Source organism: Pseudomonas sp. KK4, assembly GCF_001984065.1.
Classification (GTDB): Bacteria; Pseudomonadota; Gammaproteobacteria; order Pseudomonadales; family Pseudomonadaceae; genus Aquipseudomonas.
Window position 1 is genome coordinate 13,062 of the sequence record NZ_LYVP01000020.1, and the last position, 19,260, is coordinate 32,321.

Sequence of the window (19,260 nt, forward strand, 5' to 3'; positions counted from 1 at the left end):
GTTGGGTATCGTTGACTTTGCATGCCAGTCCGGCTCAGGCGTCTATCATTCATTGGTAGGAATTGATTGATGCCCACTCTAGCCGACATTTCATCAATGTATCACCCAAGGATGTGAAGCCAATGCCGGACGACAATCACGCCAACATCGTCATCGCTGATACGCTGACGCTGCTACTTCATAATCAGCATGCATTAGGAGCAGCAATTGAAGAACTGGCATCGTGGGTGAGGGTTAACGGCTCTCCCACGGCTCACGCAAACGTCATCACAGCACTTCAAACCCTCGACACGAATGCATCCGCCATCACTGCCGGAATTCTCAAACTTAGGCAGTGATAGCCATCCCGCTTTACTTTCGAAGGAAACTCACGGCTGGTACAAAGCACAATCCAATAGCAAATACAAGTGGATCACAACTATTTCTTTATGAATTAACATACCATTGACGACCGACAGCGGTATGTTAAGATGGCTGCACACTAACCAGTCGGCAGGACTAACCAAATGAAAATCGTCGCTTACTACCGCGTTTCCACAAATGGTCAAGGTAAGTCGGGTTTGGGTTTGGAAGCACAAACAGAATATGTGCGTGTAGCTGCTGAATCGAATGGTTGGAACATCATTGGTGAATTCACCGACACCGCCAGCGGCTCCATTGCACCAACAGACCGTGACCAATGCAAAGCAGCATTGGACGCTTGTGCAAAGCATGGTGCAACGTTGGTGGTCGCTAAGCTGGATCGTTTGTCACGCGACGTTGAAGACATTGCCGGACTAATGAAGCGTGTGCCATTCAAAGTGGCGACCATGCCTACTGCTGATTCATTCCAATTGCACATATATGCCGCACTGGCACAGCAAGAGCGTGAGTTCATTGCCCAACGAACCACCGCCGCACTCGCCAGTCTCAAGTCAAAAGCAAACGCTGGTGACAAGGAAGCACAAGCCAAGGTCGCACGGCGTGATGCTGGTCGCGCAGTAGCACACGCCAAAGGTACAACAGCAGCTACGGCAGCAGCACAAGCAGTTGCAGACACCAATGCTGAAGCACTCCGTCAGGCTATCCAGTCAGGCATGTTTGAAGGTGTGACTACGTTGTTAGGCATGGCTAATTACTTGAATGCCAAAGGCATCACCACTGCACGTGGTAGTGAGTTTGCACCAATGACAGTGAAGCGCACAGTTGAACGCCTTGGTCTCACCTTTCCATGACGTGAAGTAGTGACTTCCTCTGCTCAATTAGATGCGCGACCCTTCACCCTGTGGGTCTGCCTTACCCCTTCCTTTGAACGTCTAATCGATCCAACAGACATAGTAAAAGAGCCAAATACCTTTCCGTATCAGCAGGGGATGGGCTACGTGGAAAACGTCTTAGTCACTCACAAGGGTAAGCCCGTCTGAATGCAAATGATATTAAAGTAGTGCCCTCTAAATGCAGGAGGGAGGGATTGTCTTGCAAGTATTTGTATACAACACGAACTGCCTGCCCCCCCTTGATTCCATCGTCTGGAAGGCAAATTCGCGACTCTTTGGGGAGCTTAGGATTCAGGGCCACCATGGTGTTCAGAACGCCTTCTGTTACACCGAAGCATTGCCCATTGCCGTATGGATCATTATTTGAGGTATGGTCCATTGAGCGAATTGATGCTTGGCAATTTTCGAGCAGTTCGTTGCCGTCTGCCATAACTGAAGAACATGCCAGCATTCCCGCCAGTGTGACCGCCCCAGTCCATGCTTTCATGCTTTCGTCCCCTGAGTGATTTGAAGATGTTAGTGCGTGTTATAGCTGACCGCTACGTCACACCTTCGCCCTGGAGCTATGCCTTGCCCTTGACGTGATCCCCGTAGGCATACCCCAAGCTCGCCTTTCCGTGTTCCCTCTCCCGGCTGTACATCTCACTCAAGGTCCACCGTAAGCGCTCATGCTCAACCTTCAGTGCTGACAACTCATTAGAGGAATCCCTGTGCATGATGATCAGCTTGGCGATGTTCTGGTGGGCTTTTCGCAAGTCCTGACGTGTCGTCTCCAATTCCGCACACAGTAAGGTGCATTGATGCTTGAGCATCTCCGTACGAGTCGGCATACCCAGTTCAAACCCGCTGTCATCAATCAAATCTTCGTCCATAGCACTACGCGCCAAATACTGTATGTGCGTACAGTATAGATGCGACTAACAATGTTCAATCGGTCGACGACTGATGGTGCTGGCAGCCTTGCTGTCCCATTATCTCTGACACTGTAAGGCGCGCCACGCCTTCACCCGTAGGGATAGGGCTAGCAGTAGGATAACGCGTCTAATCCGATGCTACAGACGCAGTAAAAGCGCCATAACAATTGCTGTATTGATCGGGAGTTCGACTGAGCTAGGGGATTTGATGAATGTTGAGCAGACGTACACCATCAACCGGAGACGTGGTTGAGCCGTGTAGCTGTAGTGAGGAGGATTTGAGTGGTAGAAATGAGTAGTAGAATCGAAAAACAAAAAGCCCCGTAACTCATTGAATTACGGGGCTTTTATATATATGGCGGAGAGATAGGGATTCGAACCCTAGGTACCGGTGAAGGTACAACGGATTTCGAATCCGTCCCATTCGGCCACTCTGGCATCTCTCCAACGGCGCGCATCATAACAACACTTTCGCCGGAAGCGAACCCCCTTTCGCGAAATATTTCTGTGCTATCAGATGCTTGCGTCGGTTAAAGCGGTACGCCCAGACGGTTGGCAACTTCTTCGTAGGCTTCGATGACATCACCGAGGCCCTGACGGAAGCGGTCCTTGTCCATTTTCTTCTTGGTGTCCTTGTCCCACAGGCGGCAGCCGTCCGGGCTGAACTCGTCGCCCAGCACGATGGAGCCGTCGCTGAACACGCCGAATTCCAGCTTGAAGTCCACCAGCAGCAGGCCAGCGTCATCGAACAGTTTGCTGAGGATTTCGTTGACCTTGAGCGACAGTTCTTTCATGCGAGCCAATTGCTCGACGGTGCCCCAACCAAACGCCACAACGTGGGATTCGTTGATGAACGGGTCACCCTTGGCGTCGTCTTTCAGGAACAGCTCAAAGGTGTAAGGGTTGAGCTTCATGCCCTCTTCGACGCCCAGGCGCTTGACCAGGCTACCGGCGGCGTAGTTACGCACGACGCACTCGACCGGGATCATGTCCAGCTTCTTGACCAGGCACTCGTTGTCGCCCAGCAGCTTGTCGAACTGAGTCGGTACGCCGGCGGCTTCGAGTTTCTGCATGATGAAGGCGTTGAACTTGTTGTTCACCATGCCTTTGCGGTCCAGTTGCTCGATGCGCTTGCCGTCGAACGCCGAGGTGTCGTTGCGAAACAGCAGGATCAAGCGGTCAGCGTCATCGGTCTTGTAAACCGACTTGGCTTTGCCGCGGTAGAGTTCTTCACGTTTTTCCATGATGGGCTCCGCTTGCTAAGTAGATGGGCTAGGCGATGTGTCGCCAGTCGAGCCCTGAATCTTGATCGGCCAGTTGCAGCCAGTCCGGGTCGCACCCTAGGGTGTCGACAAAACATTGCCGGGCCAGCTGCGGCAGGTTGTTCTTGCTGCTCAGATGGGCCAGGACCAGGTGTTGCAGGCCTTGCCAGCCCAACTCAGCCACCAGGAATGCCGCCTGATGGTTATTCAAATGTCCCAGTTCGCCGCCCACCCGCTGCTTGAGAAAGTAGGGATAGTGACCGCGAGCCAGCATGTCACGGCAATGGTTGGCCTCGATCATCAGTGCATCGAGATCCCGATAACCATCCAGCACCCTGTTGCAGTAGGAACCCAGGTCGGTCAACAGGCCGAAGCGCCGCTCACCGTCACTGAATACATATTGCGTCGGCTCTTGCGCATCATGGGCCACGGCAATGACCCCAATGTTCAAGTTACCGATCTGCAACTGTTCACCGTCCGCCAGCAAGCCCGCGGGCTCGATGGGCTTGCGCATCCCGCGCAAGGTCCCGCGACTGAGGTAGACAGGCAGATTGTAGCGCCGAGACAGCAAACCCACGCCATGCACGTGGTCGGCATGTTCGTGGGTCACGAGTATCGCACTCAGTTGCGCCGGGCTCACCCCCAGGCGCAACAGGCGTTTTTCGGTTTCCCGCAGGGAGAAACCACAATCGACCAGCACATAGGTATCAGCACTGGCTATCAGCGTGCCGTTCCCTTGGCTACCGCTGCCGAGAACGGCAAAACGCATGTGATCAGCCCAGATTGTCCTGAATCACGCTCAACACTTTGCGCGCCACGTCAGCCGGCGCCACGGTGTTGATGTTTTTCTCGACGGTGACCTGCACGTTGTCGCCCACCTTGCTCAGGCGAACCTGATAACGCTCGGCGCGGGCTTCAACTTCTTCCTTGTTCGGCGCACTGCCGAACAGGCCGCTGAAGAAACCGGGCTTGTCGTCTTTCTTCTCGGCTTTTTCAGCCAGGTTGATGTAGTACAGGCCCAGGCTGCGGTTGATGTCCTCGACGCGCCACTCACCCTGTTCCAGTGCGCGGCCGACGCTCGACCAGGCGCGGTCCAGATCGGAACCGACGTTCAGCACGGGGTTGCCGCTGCCGTCTTCGCTCAGGCTGACACGGTTCGGGGTGTCGAAATCGCGGGAGGCCAGCATGGAAACCGAACCGCCCTTCTCCGAGATCCGGCTCATGCTCGCAAGCATGTCGTCGACCAGCGCAGCGTCCAGGCCGGTGTTGACCGAACGGTTGGTGAAGGCCACATCGGCGGTACTGCCGGCAGGACGCTCGGCGGTGACCACATAGACCTCACTGGTATTGCGCTGCACACCCGGCTCGATACGTACCCGGGCGCGGATTTCGCTGTCAGAGGCGACACCGGCCGCACTCAGGCGCTTGGCCATCGCTGCGGACAACTCGTCGGCATGTTGCCAGGTCGTGGTGAATTCACCGGTTTGCGGGCGTTGTTCGTCCAGGCGGAAACCGTTGTCCTGAAAGAACTGCACGGCTACCGGCCAGGCTTCCGCCGGCGGGTTCTGCGCCAGGATCCAGCGCGAATCGCCGCTTTTTTGCAGCGAGTAGGCACTGGCGTCGGCAACGGAAGACAATGGCAGCGGACGAGGAACGACGTATTCGCCCTTGACGGTGTCATCGGCCACGTTACGCGGGATTGGCAGCAGCGGGTCCAGACGCTTGGCGGTCTTGATATCCGGTGGCAATTGCATCGGTGCAGTCTGTTGCGCTTCCAGGTAATCGCTACCACGGTCACGGAAATAACCTTCCGGGCCCCAGATCCATCCACAGCCACTGGTGCTGGAGATAATCAAGGCAAGTGCGGAAAGTCCGGCCATTCGCTTCATGCGTTGTACTTCCTCAATTAAGCCAGGACGCCGGACAGACGCATGGCCTGACGCAGCGGTTCGTGACACTCAGCGCTGAGCCAGGTGAGCGGCAGACGGATACCGTCCGGCATCAAGCCCATTTCATGCAGCGCCCATTTCACGGGGATAGGGTTGGATTCGATAAACAGGGTTTTATTGAGCGGCATCAGCTTTTCATGAATGGCACGCGCCTTTGCGGCGTCGCCATTGAGGGCAGCGATGCACAGATCGGCCATGTCGCGCGGAGCGACGTTGGCGGTGACCGAAATATTGCCTTTGCCGCCCAAAAGGATCAGCTCGACTGCAGTGGCATCGTCACCGGAGATCACCAGGAAGTTGCTGCTGACACCGTCGATGATCGCCTTGGCGCGCTTGAGGTCGCCGGTGGCTTCCTTGATGCCGATGATGTTCTTGACGGTCGACAGACGGATAACGGTCTCGGCCTGCATGTCGCATGCGGTGCGGCCCGGCACGTTATAGAGGATCTGCGGGATGTCGACGGCTTCGGCGATGGCCTTGAAGTGCTGGTACAGGCCTTCCTGGGTCGGCTTGTTGTAATACGGCGTGACCAGCAGGCAGGCATCGGCACCCGCGTTTTTCGCGTTGGTGGTCAGCTCGATGGCTTCGCGGGTCGAATTGGCGCCGGTACCGGCGATCACCGGGATGCGGCCATTGACCTGCTTCACGACGCGACGGATGACTTCGATGTGTTCGTTCACATCAAGGGTGGCCGATTCACCTGTGGTGCCGACCGCCACGATGGCGTGGGTGCCGTTTTGCAGGTGAAAGTCCACCAGTTTGCTCAGGCTATCCCAATCGAGATTACCTTGTGCATCCATGGGTGTGACCAGTGCCACCATACTGCCCGCAATCATGCAACCGCTCCTGCCGGAAAAAGAGAGCCGTAATGGTACTGGCGCCAAGATGCTTGTACAAGCGAAGTACTGCGCTGCCGCCATTCCCCTTGGCGCCGCTTTTCGCTACCCTTCAGACTTTGATCGGTACCGACAAGCTCGCACGTCGGGTTCGAGCCTTCATTTTCGGCATCACAAGCCCCATTTCAGCGTTGCCACTGCGCTGTTCCTGCCATACTGGAGCACGGTGCAACCTGCGCAAGGGCTTTCTGAATTCGCATCCGCAGGCTCACCCCCGGCAAAACAAGCCGACAGAAGTACCGACCGCTCATCGCTTTAGGAATGCTGCATGTCCACCCCCACAGTTCGCGAACAATTCCTTGTCATCAGTGCGCTCGGCGCCAACCCCATGGAGCTGACTAACGTCCTGTGCCGCGCCAGCCATGAAAACCGCTGCGCCGTGGTCACCTCTCGCCTGACCCGCCATGGCGAGTGCAGTGCGCTGGTCCTTGAAGTCTCCGGTAGCTGGGACGCACTGGCACGCCTGGAGGGCAGCCTGCCAATACTGGCCAAACGGCACGCCTTCACCGTCAACGTGGTCCGCAGCGCAGCCCTGGAAAACCGTCCGCAGGCCCTGCCGTATGTGGCCTATGTCAGCTCGGCCTACCGCTCGGACATCATCAACGAGCTGTGCCAGTTCTTCATGGACCATAACGTCGAGCTGGAAAACCTGACCTGCGACACCTATCAGGCCCCGCAAACCGGCGGCACCATGCTCAATGCCACCTTTACCGTAACCTTGCCGGCCGGCGTACAGATCAGCTGGTTGCGCGATCAGTTCCTGGATTTCGCCGATGCGCTGAACCTGGATGCCCTGATCGAACCGTGGCGCCCACAAAACCCAATGTAAGGAAGCTTTCATGGCCGTTGCCATCGACCAACCGGTTGCCGATTTCGAAGCCCCCGCCACCAGCGGGCAAACCGTCAGCCTGGCGGCGCTCAAGGGCAAGCAGGTAGTGATCTACTTCTATCCGAAGGACAGCACCCCCGGCTGCACCACTCAAGGCCAGGGGTTTCGCGATCAGCTTGATGCCTTCAAGGCCGCCAACACCGAAGTCTTTGGCGTATCACGTGACAGCCTCAAGTCCCACGAGAACTTCAAGGCCAAGCAGGCGTTCACCTTCGAGCTGATCAGCGACAAGGAAGAAGCGCTGTGCCAGCTGTTCGACGTGATCAAGCTGAAAAAGCTGTATGGCAAGGAATACATGGGCGTCGATCGCAGCACGTTCCTGATCGACAAGAACGGCGTGTTGCGCCAGGAGTGGCGCGGCGTGAAGGTACCGGGGCATGTGGATGCCGTGTTGGCTGCAGCTCAGACCTTGAATAAAGCCTGATCTCAAAAGGATCGCAACCTTCAGCGGGCTGCGATCCTTTGATACCTAGAGCAACGGTGCCACCACCGGCTCCTTGCGCGGCCAGGCATCCAGCACGGCCTTGAACAGAGTGGCCAGGGGAATCGCAAAGAAGACCCCCCAGAATCCCCACAGCCCGCCGAACAACAATACCGCGCAGATGATCGCTACCGGATGCAGGTTGACGGCCTCCGAGAACAGCAGCGGCACCAGCACGTTACCGTCCAACGTCTGGATGATTCCGTAGACTGCCATCAGATAGATGAACTGATCGCTCCAACCCCACTGGAACAACGCAATCAGTAACACCGGCACCGTCACCACCACGGCCCCGACGTAGGGCACCACCACCGATACCCCGACCAGTAACGCCAGCAGTGCCGCGTAATTGAGCTCCAGGATGACGAACGCGATGTAGGTCACGCCGCCGCAAATGAAGATTTCGATGACCTTGCCACGAATGTAATTGGCGATCTGCCGGTTCATCTCATGGGCAACGCGGGTGATCAGCGCTCGCTCGCGGGGCAGGTAGCCGCGCACCCACTCCCCGATCATTGCCCGGTCCTTGAGGAAGAAAAACACCAGAATCGGCACCAATACCAAATAGATCATGATGTTGACCAACAGCGGCAGGCTCGAGAGTGAGAACGTCAGCGCCCACTGCCCGAACTTGCCGATTTCGCCCCGCGCCACTTCGATGGCCTGCAGCACCTGCTCGTCGGACACCAGATGCGGGTAGCGCTCCGGCAGCAGCAGTAGCAGCGATTGCCACTTGACCAGCATGCCGGGCAATTCGTTGAACAAGGTGATCACCTGATGCCAGAGCAGCGGCACCACAACCACGAAAAACACCAGCGACAGCCCCATGAACAGCGCGAAGACCAGCCCCACCGCCGCCCCGCCCGGAACACGCAGGCGCTCCAGCGTCAGCACCAGCCCCTGCATCAGATAAGCCAGGACCATCCCGGCCAACACCGGCGCCAGCATCCCGCCCAGCGTCAGCACGGCGGTGAACGCCAGGAACAGCAGGACAGCCAGTACCACGGCTTCCTCATCGGAGAAGTAGCGCTGAATCCAGTCGCGTAACACTTTAAACATCAATAATCCTTAAGAAAAAATGCCGCGGGTTTTCAGGCTTTTTTCAACCAATAGCGGTAAACGCCCGACTCGTCTTCTTCACGAAGCAGCGTATGACCGGCCAAACGGGCGAAGGTGCGAAAATCGCGCTGCGAGCCAGCATCCGTAGCGATCACCTTGAGTACGGCGCCACTGAGCATCCGGTTGAGTTCCATCTTGGCCTTGAGCAGCGGCAACGGGCAATTCAAGCCACTGGCGTCCAGTTCAACGTCATGGGCTACAGCGTCGGTCATTGCGTCACTCCGGTTCAGATGGTTGAGTCGCCTAGAATATCTGGTCGCAAGGCTGGTGTCCGGCTACAGTAAGGTCTTTGTCGACTAAGGCTTTGTGCATGACCTTTTTGCGCCCTACCCTGCTGACGCTCGCTTGCCTGCTCGCCTCACCGGGCTTTGCCGACGACCTGCCGTCACTCGGCGACGCCAGTTCTGCCATCGTCTCGCCACAGCAGGAATACCAGTTGGGTCGCGCGTGGCTGGCGTTGTTGCGTAGCCAGGTATCGCAGCTCAACGATCCTCAACTCAAGGACTATGTCGAATCCAGTGTTTATCGCCTGGTAGAGACCAGTCAGGTCAATGACCGGCGCCTGGAATTCATCCTGATCAACAGCCCTCAGCTCAATGCCTTTGCGGCGCCGGGCGGGATTGTCGGGGTCAACGGCGGCTTGTTCCTCAACGCCCAGACCGAAGGCGAATATGCCTCGGTTCTGGCTCACGAACTGGCTCACTTGTCGCAGCGCCACTTTGCCCGTGGCGTCGAAGCGCAACAGCGCATGCAGGTGCCGATGATGGCCGCGCTGCTGGCCGGGATCGTGATCGCCGCAGCCGGTGCCGGTGACGCCGGGATCGCCGCCATTGCCGGTACACAGGCGGCGGCCATTCAGGAACAACGACGCTTCTCCCGCCAGAACGAACAGGAAGCCGACCGCATCGGTATCCTCAATCTGGAAAAAGCCGGCTACGACCCTCGTTCCATGCCGACCATGTTCGAGCGCCTGGGCCGGCAGTATCGTTACGATGCCAAGCCACCGGAATTCCTGCTGACTCACCCGGTGACCGAGTCCCGTATCGCCGACACCCGCAACCGCGCCGAACAGGCACCGCAGGGCGGCATCGAGGATAGCCTGCGCTATCAATTGATTCGGGCGCGAGTGCAGTTGATCTATGAGGAAACACCGGGGCTGGGCGCCAAGCGCTTTCGCGCCTTGCTGGACGAGAACCCGAAAAACGATATTGCTCGCTACGGCTTGGCCATCGCTCAAATCAAGGGTGGCCAACTGAACGAAGCGCGGGAAAACCTGAAGCTGTTGCTGGCCAAATCGCCGAACGAGATCATTTACAACCTCGCACAAATCGATCTGGACACCACCAACAACCGCTTGGCGGATGCACAGTCGCGCGTCGACCGAATGCTCACTCAGTACCCTGGCAACTACCCGCTGAACCAGGTGCGCGTCGACCTGTTGCTTAAACAGAACCGCGCAGCCGATGCCGAAAAGGCCCTGGAAGGCTTACTCAAGTCGCGTCCAGATGATCCGGACGTTTGGTACCAGGTGGCAGAGACGCGCGGCCTGTCGGGCAACATCATCGGCCTGCATCAGGCGCGCGCCGAGTATTTCGCACTGGTGGGTGACTATCGCCAGGCCATCCAGCAACTGGATTTCGCCAAGCGCAAGGCCGGGAGCAATTTCCCGCTGTCGTCGCGAATCGATGCCCGTCAGCGAGAGTTGATGGATCAGGAGCGCATGATCAAGGACATGATGGGCTGACCGTTCAGCAACCTTATTTCGAGCACAAAAAAACCGCCTCTTTCGAGGCGGTTTTTCATTCAACCAACAAGCGGATTATTCAGCCAGTTTGAAGGTAATGAAGCTGGCGCGTCCTTGACGCAGAACCCGCATCGACACCGAGCGATTCTTCGGCAGCGCCTTGGCGATGTCGGTGAACTGCTTGGTCGATTCGATGGCCTGGTTGTTCAGGTGGGTAATGACATCACCCGGTTGCAGGCCAATCATGGCGGCAGGACCGTCCTGAACTTCCTTGATCACCACACCACCTTTGAGGTCGTAGGTTTTCTTCTGCTCGGCACTGATCTCGACGACCGAAACCCCCAGGCGATTGCTGCTGCTTTCGGCGCCCGATTTCGGCAAAGCACTCAGCTCCTTGTCTTCATCAGGAATATCGCCGACCGTCAACTCGACGTTCTTGCGCTTACCATCACGAATCACTTCCAGATTGGCCTTGGACCCCGCCTTCAGTGCGCCAACCAGGTGTGGCAAATCGGCGGACATCACGATCGGTTGGCCATTCATGCTCAGGATCACGTCGCCAACCTGCAGACCACCCTTGGCGGCCGGACCATCATCCTGGATCTGGGCAACCAGCGCACCGGCCGGTTTATCCAGACCGAACGACTCGGCGAGATCCTTGTTCACTTCCTGGATCACGACCCCCAACCAGCCGCGGCTGACCTTGCCACCGGTTTTCAGCTGATTGGAAACGTCCATGGCCACATCGATCGGAATGGCGAACGACACGCCCATGAAGCCACCGGAGCGGGTGTAGATCTGCGAGTTGATGCCGACCACTTCGCCTTTGAGGTTGAACAGCGGCCCACCGGAGTTACCCGGGTTGATCGGCACGTCGGTCTGAATGAACGGCACATAGTTTTCGTTCGGCAGGCTACGGCCCACGGCACTGACGATGCCTTGGGTTACCGTGTGGTCAAAGCCGAACGGCGAACCGATAGCCACGACCCACTGGCCGGCCTTCAAGTCCTGGGATTTACCCAACGTAAGTACGGGCAAGTCCTTGCCTTCGATTTTCAACAGCGCCACATCGGAGCGGGTATCGGTCCCCACCAGCTTGGCTTTCATTTCGCTGCGATCAGCCAGACGCACCAGAATCTCATCAGCGTCGGCAATCACGTGGTTATTGGTGAGGATGTAACCGTCAGAGGAGATGATGAAGCCGGAACCCAGGGACTGGGCTTCACGCTGACGATCACCGCGAGGCGAACGCGGTTGTGGCGGCATACCGCGTTCGAAGAACTCGCGCAGCATCGGCGGCAAGCCTTCGAGATCCGGCATCTGCTGGTTCACCTTGCGATCCGGCAGTTTCTGCGTGGTACTGATGTTCACGACCGCGGGCGAGGCTTGCTCGACCAATTGCGTAAAGTCGGGCAATTCGACTGCTTGCGCAGGGATGGCCTGACCGAGCACCAACACGGTGGCAAAAATGGAGAGGTAAGACTTCAAGCGTGGTATCGACATACGGCTCCCGTTACGACGAGCATGGTTAAGCGATATGGATCAAGTAACACCGGAAAGATACGCCGGTATTTTTGTTCCGGGAACAACAAACAAGGCCAGAGCCGAGGGGCTCTGACTTAAAAAAAATTCACTTGAAATTGCAAGTTGAAATGTTCGCGAAACATTTCAATCTCGGCTCACTGCTTGGAGACAGCAGCATCAGTGCGCATGGACAAGGCAATCCGCTCAGCAGTGCCGACCGGGATTTCACCTACCACGGTTACCATCATTTCGCCTTGGGGAGTGGTCAAGCGGCGGGAAACCGCGATGGTTGGACCAAGCTGAGTGCGAGTATCGGTGACTGTCGCGCCATTCAATGGCTCGAGAAAGACCGAAAAGCGTGCCAGGCCGTCATCGTACATCAGGCTGTTGACCTGGGTTTTGGTCTCTGGATCCTTGCGCGCTGTACTGCTGGTCAGCTCGAAACCAGGAGGGAGCCAGTCTGAATGCCAGACTTGCGCAGCCTTGACGGCAGAAGCCTTGTCACCCTCCAGATTCACCGTCTTGCAATCTGCACCAGCCTGCAAGTCGCTGTCAGAAGGCGCAACGGCGGTATCGAGGTGCGTGAACTGGAAGCGCTCCAACAAGCGACTTTTATCGTCAAGCAGCAACGATTTGAGTGGCAAACCGGTTTCCTTGTCCAGATGCAGTTCAAACCCGTAACGGTGCTGATCGCGAGGCGTCAGCGACACTATTACTGCCGCACGCCCGGCCACACGCGACTTGCCGACGACGGCAATGTCATACCAATTCTTGAGTTTTTGTGGATCGAGTGCACGTGCTGCGGAATTTGGCGAGTCCCCGAGCCCCGCAATCAGGGTGCCGCTGACGCATTGAGTATGCCCATCAATGCGTACGACTTCCTGCGCCGAGCCGTCGAGCTGAAGTAAACGCTCGCGGACCTTGCCATCCTGGACGCGGTGCCAGATGTTATGGGTAGAAAAACTACCATTACGTTCGTAAACAAAAGTACCGGAAAAGCTCTGCTGCTGCTCGGCCTGACCAAGACGGGTCAACCAGTCCTGGGCTTCATCGGCATGGGCTGGCACAACAAACCAGCCACCAAGCAGGAACGGAAGTAGAGGTATGGCGCGCATGATCCTCCTTAACGGTTTTCCAGGCTTGCTGCACGCGCGTAAGGCAGAGCGCTCTCGGTACCTTTCAATGCAGCCTGTTGGGCGTGCTGACGCAAGTAGCTTGGCAGACGCTGATCGTGCCAGCCTGGCTGACCTTGCAATACGCCGTTGGCCATAGGGCCGGTGGCGTCCGAACTCTCGCTGTAGCCTGCCAGTACAGCCGGACCCTTGACTTGAGGAGCGGCCAGATTCTGTTGGCTGGACTGCTGCGCCAGTTCAACTCCGGCGATTTCGTCCTGGTTGTATAGACGAACACCTGCCAATACGGCAACGGTTACCGAGGCAGCGACGGCCAGACGGCCCAGGCTGCGCCATGGACCACGGGTAGCTTTTGCCGGCACGCTTTCGTCAGCCAGGGCTGCGGAAACAGCCGCTGCGATATCCAGGCGTGGAAGCAGCAGATCCTTGTGCATCGCTGCCCGAGCGATCTGATAACGAGCCCAGGTTTCACGTGTTTCAACATCGTCGCAGGCACTGAGTACCCGACGCAATTCCAATTCGTCCGCTTCGTTATCCATCACTGCGGACAGCGATTCCTGCAGGGCTTCACGACTCATGGCGTTCCTCTCTTGGCTGTCGCCGCTGTCATTAGTTTTCCTGCAACAACGGCTGCAGGGCTTTATCGATGGCCTCCCGGGCGCGGAAAATCCGGGAGCGCACGGTGCCCACCGGACACTGCATGACGCTCGCAATGTCCTCGTAACTCAGACCATCGAACTCACGTAAAGTTAAAGCCGTACGCAAATCTTCAGGTAATTGCTGAATGGTTCGATGGACGGTGCCTTCGATCTCATCCCGCAGCAAAGCCCGTTCTGGCGACTCGAGATCCTTGAGGCCGTGATCGCCATCGTAGAACTCTGCATCCTCGGAACTGACATCGCTATCCGGCGGCCGGCGGCCGCGTGAAACCAGATAGTTTTTCGCCGTGTTGATGGCGATGCGGTAAAGCCACGTATAAAACGCGCTGTCTCCGCGAAAATTTCCAAGGGCGCGGTACGCCTTGATAAAGGCTTCTTGCGCCACATCCTGGGCTTCATGGGTGTCGTGCACGAAACGCACGATCAACCCGAGAATTTTGTGCTGGTATTTCAGCACTAGCAGATCGAAAGCACGCTTGTCGCCGCGTTGAACGCGTTCGACCAGTTGCTGATCCTCTTCCTGGGTTAGCATGAACACTCCTCGATAAGCTCGGAGGAGGCTTGCATTACTAAACGACCGGACTTGCAAACATAGACTCGGGCTTTTCGCAAAAGTTCTCCCCCTCCAGGCAAGTTTCCTGCGGGCTCTGATCCGGCACGCACGAAAAGCGCAGCGCGAGATACCTCGGCTGCGCGAAATAATCTTGTCATCGGTTTCGCAGGCAAGAATCCAACCACAGATCCTTCGCGACCCCGACACTGTCCCTTGATTCAGGCAACCGTCTATTGATCTTGGGCCTTTGGCAAAAGTTCCAAATATTTATAGCTGCGTGACAGTGACATTGTGCAACTGTGAAGAGAAAAAGACTGTTAAATCCACGATACAGTCGGCATGACGCCAAACAGGCGAAAAAAACATCCGACGAAGCGACAGGTTTTTTCCGTCACTGTAGTTTCACAATGCCATGTAGGCACGGCTATTGTGCCGCTCCCCCCCTCTATATACTAGTGGGCTGTGTGCAAACCTGACTCGCATGTCCAGTTGTCCAGCGCCTCCCCCGACCCGGGTCGCTTTGAGCGGAATCCTGAAATGAGCCAACAGTTTCAACACGATGTTCTGGTAATTGGCAGCGGCGCTGCCGGTTTGAGCCTTTCGCTGACCTTGCCCGGTCATTTGCGCATCGCCGTACTGAGCAAAGGCGACCTTGCCAATGGCTCGACCTTCTGGGCCCAGGGGGGTGTCGCTGCCGTTCTGGACGATACGGACACTGTCGAATCCCACGTCGACGACACGCTCAATGCTGGCGGCGGCCTGTGCCATGAAGATGCCGTACGTTTCACGGTCGAGCACAGCAAGGAAGCCATCCAATGGCTCATCGACCAGGGCGTGCCGTTTACCCGCGATGAACAATCCGGCACCGAAGATGGCGGATTCGAATTTCACCTGACCCGTGAAGGCGGCCACAGCCATCGACGCATCATCCATGCCGCCGACGCCACTGGCGCAGCCATTTTCACGACCCTGCTGACCCAGGCTCGACAACGACCGAACATCGAGCTTCTGGAACAGCGGGTAGCGATCGACCTGATCACGGAAAAACGCCTGGGCCTTGAAGGCGATCGCTGCCTGGGCGCTTATGTGCTCAATCGCGGCACGGGTGAAGTCGACACCTACGGCGCCCGCTTCGTGATCCTCGCCTCCGGTGGCGCAGCCAAGGTATACCTCTACACCAGCAACCCTGATGGCGCCTGTGGCGACGGTATTGCCATGGCGTGGCGTTCTGGTTGCCGGGTGGCGAACCTGGAATTCAACCAGTTCCACCCCACCTGCCTGTATCACCCGCAAGCCAAGAGTTTCCTGATCACCGAAGCCCTGCGCGGCGAAGGCGCCCACCTGAAGCTGCCCAACGGCGAGCGCTTCATGCAGCGCTTCGACCCTCGGGCCGAGCTGGCGCCACGGGACATCGTCGCCCGGGCCATCGACCATGAGATGAAGCGCCTGGGTATCGATTGCGTTTATCTGGACATCAGCCACAAGTCCGAAGCGTTCATCAAGACCCACTTCCCGACCGTGTACGAGCGCTGCCTGGAATTCTCCATCGACATCACCAAGCAGCCGATCCCGGTGGTTCCCGCGGCGCATTACACCTGCGGCGGCGTCATGGTCGACCAACAGGGTCGCACCGATGTACCGGGCCTGTACGCAATCGGCGAAACCAGTTTCACCGGCCTGCATGGCGCCAATCGCATGGCCAGCAATTCGCTGTTGGAATGTTTCGTATACGCCCGTTCGGCGGCGGCGGACATCCTGGAGCAGTTGCCCCGGGTTGACGCCCCAACCGCCCTGCCCGTCTGGGATGCGAGCCAGGTCACCGACTCTGATGAGGACGTGATCATCGCGCACAACTGGGATGAACTGCGGCGCTTCATGTGGGACTACGTCGGCATCGTGCGCACCAACAAGCGTCTGCAACGGGCCCAGCACCGGGTGCGCCTGTTGCTCGACGAGATCGACGAGTTCTACAGCAATTATAAAGTCAGCCGGGATTTGATCGAGCTGCGCAACCTGGCCCAGGTGGCCGAGCTGATGATCCTGTCAGCCATGGAGCGCAAGGAAAGTCGTGGCCTGCATTACACCCTCGACTACCCGAACATGCTGCCGGTCGCCCTCGACACTATTCTGGTGCCGCCCACCTACGCCGACTGAACTTGAGCCGGACCCGCAGGCGTCGATGCACATCCGCCGCCTGCGCATCCCGGGGCACGCAAATGGCCCGGACCCGGCGCTCACCGCGCAAGCGAAAACGCAGCACCACGACCAGGGGCAATGCCAGGCTGTCCGGGCGCAACTGCACCGCTTGCCATCCCCCCGCCGGACTCCACAACTGCCAACCATCGGCGTCGCGGCGCAAGCCGCGAAACGCCTGCGGGTGCGTCAGCAAAATCTGCCGCGGCAGCACCCAAAGGCCATGCAGCAGGCAGCAGAAAACGCCGAGCGCGCAGGCCCAGGCAGGAATGGACAGTAGAAACAGCGAACCCAGCGCGAACAGCTGGGCCAACAGATAAACCGCCAGCAACTGCCGTGAGGCATGCCAGCGGCATTCGAACGCATTACTTGGGCTGGACACGATCCAGGATCATGCGAACCATGCGCTGAAGCTCCGGATCTTCCGACTCGGCGCGTTCCATGAACCAGCCGAACATGTCCTGATCTTCACATTCGAGCAACCTGACGTAGCAGGCGCGGTCCACCTCGTTGAGGTGCGGATAGACCTCTTTCACAAACGGCACCAGCAACACGTCAAGCTCAAGCATGCCGCGGCGGCTGTGCCAGTAGAGGCGGTTCAGTTCAACATCTTCGACCATGGAGCGCTCCTCAAATAGGCCGCAAGTATACAGCCCCGTGCCCTGTCGAACAGTCGGCTTTGGTCGGTCACCGGCGATCCTTTGTGAACTACCCATTTCAGGGACACACCCTTATCATGTCCGCCAGACTCTTTACCCTGCGATGACCCATGGCCGATTCTGCTTTTTTCTGCACGCTGTCTCATGAAGGTGTCCTGGCAGTCCGCGGCGCGGACGCCGGCAAGTTCCTGCAAGGCCAATTGACCTGCAACCTCAACTACCTGAGCGATACCCAGTCCAGCCTCGGCGCGCGCTGCACGCAAAAAGGCCGGATGCAATCGAGCTTCCGTATCCTGCTGCAAGGTGACGGCGTGCTGCTGGCGATGGCCAGCGAGCTGCTGGAACCTCAACTGGCGGATCTGAAAAAATACGCGGTGTTCTCCAAGTCCAAGCTCACCGACGAAAGCGCCGCCTGGGTCCGCTTCGGCATCGACCACGGCGACGCCGCCCTGAGCAGCCTTGGCCTTGAACTGCCGGCAGACACCGACTGCGTGGTGCGCCATGACGGCTTGATCGCCATTCGCGTATCGACCGATCGCGCCGAACTGTGGGTCGCCGCCGATCAAGCCGACGCCATCAAAGGCAAGCTGTCTGCCCTGCTGGCCGAAGGTGATCTGAATCAATGGCTGCTGGGCCAGATCCGCGCCGGGATCGGCCAGGTGATGCCCGCCACCCGTGAGCTGTTCATCCCGCAGATGCTCAATCTGCAAGCCGTTGGTGGCGTGAGCTTCAAGAAAGGCTGCTACACCGGCCAGGAAATCGTCGCGCGGATGCAGTACCTGGGCAAACTCAAGCGCCGCCTGTATCGCGTGCAACTGGACGCCGGCGAACTGCCCGAGCCGGGCACCCAGCTGTTCGCCCCCAGCCACGCCAGTTCGATCGGCGAAGTGGTGATCGCCGCCCGGGCCGACAACAACATTGAACTGCTGGCGGTATTGCAGGCCGAAGCAGCAGAGGCCGGTGACCTGCATGTGGGTGCGCCCGACGGCCCTGCCCTGCACGTGCTCGAGCTGCCTTACTCACTGGACCGCGACCGCGAGATCCAACGTTAAGCGCGGTACTTTTTTGCGACACCTAGAGAAACTAAATGATTGAGCTGGCGGAAAAGGTCCAACAGGATTTGGTTGAGGCCATCGACAACGATGACCTGGTTCTGCCGACATTACCGGAAGTGGCGTTGCAGATTCGCAAGGTCGCCGAAGATCCGGACATCAGCATCAGTACCCTGAGCAAGGTGATCGGGCGCGATACGGCGTTGTCCGCGCGCCTGATCAAGGTGGTCAACAGCCCGCTGCTGCGCGCGACCCAGGAAGTGACCGACCTGCACACGGCCATCACCCGCCTGGGCATCAACTACAGCAGCAACCTGGCCATTGGCCTGGTCATGGAGCAGATTTTCCATGCCAGCTCCGAGGTGGTTGAACAGAAAATGCGCGATGTCTGGCGCAAAAGCCTGGAAATCGCCGGCGTCAGCTACGCGCTGTGCCGCAGCTACACCCAACTCAAGCCTGATCAGGCGGCCCTGGGCGGCCTGGTGCATCAGATCGGTGTGCTGCCGATCCTGACCTACGCCGAAGATCACTATGAACTGCTGTCCGACCCGGTCAGCCTCAATCACGTGATTGACCGCATTCATCCGTTGCTTGGCGACAAGCTGCTGAGGGTCTGGGAATTTCCCGAAATGCTGGTGCAAATCCCGCAGTTGTATCTGGACTTCAAGCGACAATCAGCACAGATCGATTATGTCGACCTGGTGCAGGTGGCCAGCCTGTACTGCCACAAAGACACCGACCACCCGATTTCACGCATCGACCCTTTCAGCGTGCCGGCCTTTGTCAAACTGGGAATCGATCCGGACAACAAAGCGATGTGCGCCGATCTGGAAGAAATGCGTTCGATGTTCTACTGATCCTGCGGCCAGGGAGCTTGCCCGCACTGGGCAGTGAAGCGGCCCAAGAACCACGATGGCCAGATGAAACGCATGATCTGAATGACGACTGCTTCGCAGCCGGACGGGAGCAAGTTCCCT

22 protein-coding genes and 1 tRNA gene are annotated in these 19,260 nt (G+C 57.9%); 8 read left to right on the forward strand and 15 right to left on the reverse strand.

What is annotated here, in order from left to right:
- Nucleotides 1–122: 122 nt before the first annotated feature.
- Both B0W55_RS09935 and B0W55_RS09940 read left to right on the forward strand, forming a co-directional pair.
- Nucleotides 123–338: a hypothetical protein gene (locus B0W55_RS09935; protein ID WP_077045829.1), complete on the forward strand. Its 216-nt coding sequence runs from the start codon at nucleotides 123–125 to the stop codon at nucleotides 336–338.
- 168 nt (nucleotides 339–506) lie between these two features.
- A complete protein-coding gene (locus tag B0W55_RS09940) occupies nucleotides 507–1,214 on the forward strand; it encodes a recombinase family protein (protein WP_077045830.1) in 708 nt (235 codons plus the stop codon).
- Between the two features lie 163 nt (nucleotides 1,215–1,377).
- On the opposite strand, the gene B0W55_RS29865 is transcribed toward B0W55_RS09940, so the two are convergent.
- The 7 genes from B0W55_RS29865 to dapA form a co-directional block, all read right to left on the reverse strand.
- Nucleotides 1,378–1,743 carry a Rap1a/Tai family immunity protein gene (locus B0W55_RS29865; protein ID WP_139340889.1) on the reverse strand — a complete coding sequence of 122 codons (366 nt, stop codon included), beginning with the start codon at nucleotides 1,741–1,743 and terminating at the stop codon, nucleotides 1,378–1,380.
- Between the two features lie 76 nt (nucleotides 1,744–1,819).
- Nucleotides 1,820–2,128 carry a hypothetical protein gene (locus B0W55_RS09950; protein WP_077045832.1) on the reverse strand — a complete coding sequence of 103 codons (309 nt, stop codon included), beginning with the start codon at nucleotides 2,126–2,128 and terminating at the stop codon, nucleotides 1,820–1,822.
- Between the two features lie 398 nt (nucleotides 2,129–2,526).
- Nucleotides 2,527–2,616, reverse strand: a tRNA-Ser gene (locus tag B0W55_RS09955).
- Nucleotides 2,617–2,700: 84 nt separating this feature from the next.
- Nucleotides 2,701–3,414: a phosphoribosylaminoimidazolesuccinocarboxamide synthase gene (gene purC / locus B0W55_RS09960; RefSeq protein WP_077045833.1), complete on the reverse strand. Its 714-nt coding sequence runs from the start codon at nucleotides 3,412–3,414 to the stop codon at nucleotides 2,701–2,703.
- 28 nt (nucleotides 3,415–3,442) lie between these two features.
- On the reverse strand, nucleotides 3,443–4,201 hold the full coding sequence (locus B0W55_RS09965; RefSeq protein WP_077045834.1) for an MBL fold metallo-hydrolase: 759 nt from the start codon (nucleotides 4,199–4,201) through the stop codon (nucleotides 3,443–3,445).
- Nucleotides 4,202–4,205: 4 nt separating this feature from the next.
- Entirely contained in the window at nucleotides 4,206–5,321 is a 1,116-nt protein-coding gene (bamC, locus tag B0W55_RS09970) for an outer membrane protein assembly factor BamC (RefSeq protein ID WP_077045835.1), read from the reverse strand.
- Between the two features lie 17 nt (nucleotides 5,322–5,338).
- On the reverse strand, nucleotides 5,339–6,217 hold the full coding sequence (gene dapA, locus B0W55_RS09975) for a 4-hydroxy-tetrahydrodipicolinate synthase (protein WP_077045836.1): 879 nt from the start codon (nucleotides 6,215–6,217) through the stop codon (nucleotides 5,339–5,341).
- 328 nt (nucleotides 6,218–6,545) lie between these two features.
- Between dapA and B0W55_RS09985 the strand changes: the two genes are divergently transcribed.
- Entirely contained in the window at nucleotides 6,546–7,106 is a 561-nt protein-coding gene (locus tag B0W55_RS09985; protein WP_077045837.1) for a glycine cleavage system protein R, read from the forward strand.
- Between the two features lie 10 nt (nucleotides 7,107–7,116).
- Nucleotides 7,117–7,590 (forward strand): peroxiredoxin, encoded by a 474-nt coding sequence (locus tag B0W55_RS09990; protein WP_077045838.1) that lies wholly within the window; start codon nucleotides 7,117–7,119, stop codon nucleotides 7,588–7,590.
- A gap of 45 nt (nucleotides 7,591–7,635) precedes the next feature.
- Here B0W55_RS09990 and B0W55_RS09995 read toward each other — a convergent pair whose 3' ends face one another.
- Nucleotides 7,636–8,706, reverse strand: a complete 1,071-nt coding sequence (locus B0W55_RS09995; protein WP_077045839.1) for an AI-2E family transporter — start codon at nucleotides 8,704–8,706, stop codon at nucleotides 7,636–7,638.
- A 32-nt stretch (nucleotides 8,707–8,738) separates the two neighbouring features.
- Nucleotides 8,739–8,978, reverse strand: coding sequence for a sulfurtransferase TusA family protein (locus B0W55_RS10000; protein ID WP_077045840.1), 240 nt, complete (start codon nucleotides 8,976–8,978; stop codon nucleotides 8,739–8,741).
- A 98-nt stretch (nucleotides 8,979–9,076) separates the two neighbouring features.
- Here B0W55_RS10000 and B0W55_RS10005 point away from each other — a divergent pair, with 98 nt between their 5' ends.
- On the forward strand, nucleotides 9,077–10,510 hold the full coding sequence (locus tag B0W55_RS10005; protein ID WP_077045841.1) for a M48 family metalloprotease: 1,434 nt from the start codon (nucleotides 9,077–9,079) through the stop codon (nucleotides 10,508–10,510).
- Nucleotides 10,511–10,585: 75 nt separating this feature from the next.
- On the opposite strand, the gene B0W55_RS10010 is transcribed toward B0W55_RS10005, so the two are convergent.
- The 4 genes from B0W55_RS10010 to rpoE form a co-directional block, all read right to left on the reverse strand.
- Nucleotides 10,586–12,013 (reverse strand): DegQ family serine endoprotease, encoded by a 1,428-nt coding sequence (locus B0W55_RS10010; protein ID WP_077045842.1) that lies wholly within the window; start codon nucleotides 12,011–12,013, stop codon nucleotides 10,586–10,588.
- Between the two features lie 176 nt (nucleotides 12,014–12,189).
- Nucleotides 12,190–13,149 carry a MucB/RseB C-terminal domain-containing protein gene (locus B0W55_RS10015; RefSeq protein WP_077045843.1) on the reverse strand — a complete coding sequence of 320 codons (960 nt, stop codon included), beginning with the start codon at nucleotides 13,147–13,149 and terminating at the stop codon, nucleotides 12,190–12,192.
- 8 nt (nucleotides 13,150–13,157) lie between these two features.
- Nucleotides 13,158–13,745 (reverse strand): sigma-E factor negative regulatory protein, encoded by a 588-nt coding sequence (locus B0W55_RS10020; protein WP_077045844.1) that lies wholly within the window; start codon nucleotides 13,743–13,745, stop codon nucleotides 13,158–13,160.
- Nucleotides 13,746–13,776: 31 nt separating this feature from the next.
- Nucleotides 13,777–14,358, reverse strand: coding sequence for an RNA polymerase sigma factor RpoE (rpoE, locus tag B0W55_RS10025; RefSeq protein ID WP_003172477.1), 582 nt, complete (start codon nucleotides 14,356–14,358; stop codon nucleotides 13,777–13,779).
- A 558-nt stretch (nucleotides 14,359–14,916) separates the two neighbouring features.
- On the opposite strand from rpoE, the gene nadB reads away from it, so the two are divergent.
- Nucleotides 14,917–16,533, forward strand: a complete 1,617-nt coding sequence (nadB, locus tag B0W55_RS10030; RefSeq protein ID WP_077045845.1) for an L-aspartate oxidase — start codon at nucleotides 14,917–14,919, stop codon at nucleotides 16,531–16,533.
- On the opposite strand, the gene B0W55_RS10035 is transcribed toward nadB, so the two are convergent.
- Both B0W55_RS10035 and B0W55_RS10040 read right to left on the reverse strand, forming a co-directional pair.
- The gene (locus B0W55_RS10035) at nucleotides 16,502–16,954 is read right to left on the reverse strand and encodes a protein YgfX (protein WP_077045846.1); all 453 of its coding nucleotides are present in this window, start codon (nucleotides 16,952–16,954) and stop codon (nucleotides 16,502–16,504) included. The genes nadB and B0W55_RS10035 overlap by 32 nt on opposite strands.
- The gene (locus B0W55_RS10040; RefSeq protein ID WP_007898624.1) at nucleotides 16,938–17,192 is read right to left on the reverse strand and encodes a succinate dehydrogenase assembly factor 2; all 255 of its coding nucleotides are present in this window, start codon (nucleotides 17,190–17,192) and stop codon (nucleotides 16,938–16,940) included. Before B0W55_RS10040 ends, B0W55_RS10035 begins: the two co-directional genes overlap by 17 nt.
- A gap of 149 nt (nucleotides 17,193–17,341) precedes the next feature.
- On the opposite strand from B0W55_RS10040, the gene B0W55_RS10045 reads away from it, so the two are divergent.
- Together B0W55_RS10045 and B0W55_RS10050 are read left to right on the forward strand one after the other, a co-directional pair.
- Complete coding sequence (locus tag B0W55_RS10045) at nucleotides 17,342–18,283, forward strand: folate-binding protein YgfZ (protein WP_077045847.1); 942 nt, start codon at nucleotides 17,342–17,344, stop codon at nucleotides 18,281–18,283.
- Between the two features lie 35 nt (nucleotides 18,284–18,318).
- Nucleotides 18,319–19,140, forward strand: a complete 822-nt coding sequence (locus tag B0W55_RS10050; RefSeq protein ID WP_077045848.1) for an HDOD domain-containing protein — start codon at nucleotides 18,319–18,321, stop codon at nucleotides 19,138–19,140.
- The last annotated feature ends 120 nt before the right edge of the window (nucleotides 19,141–19,260 follow it).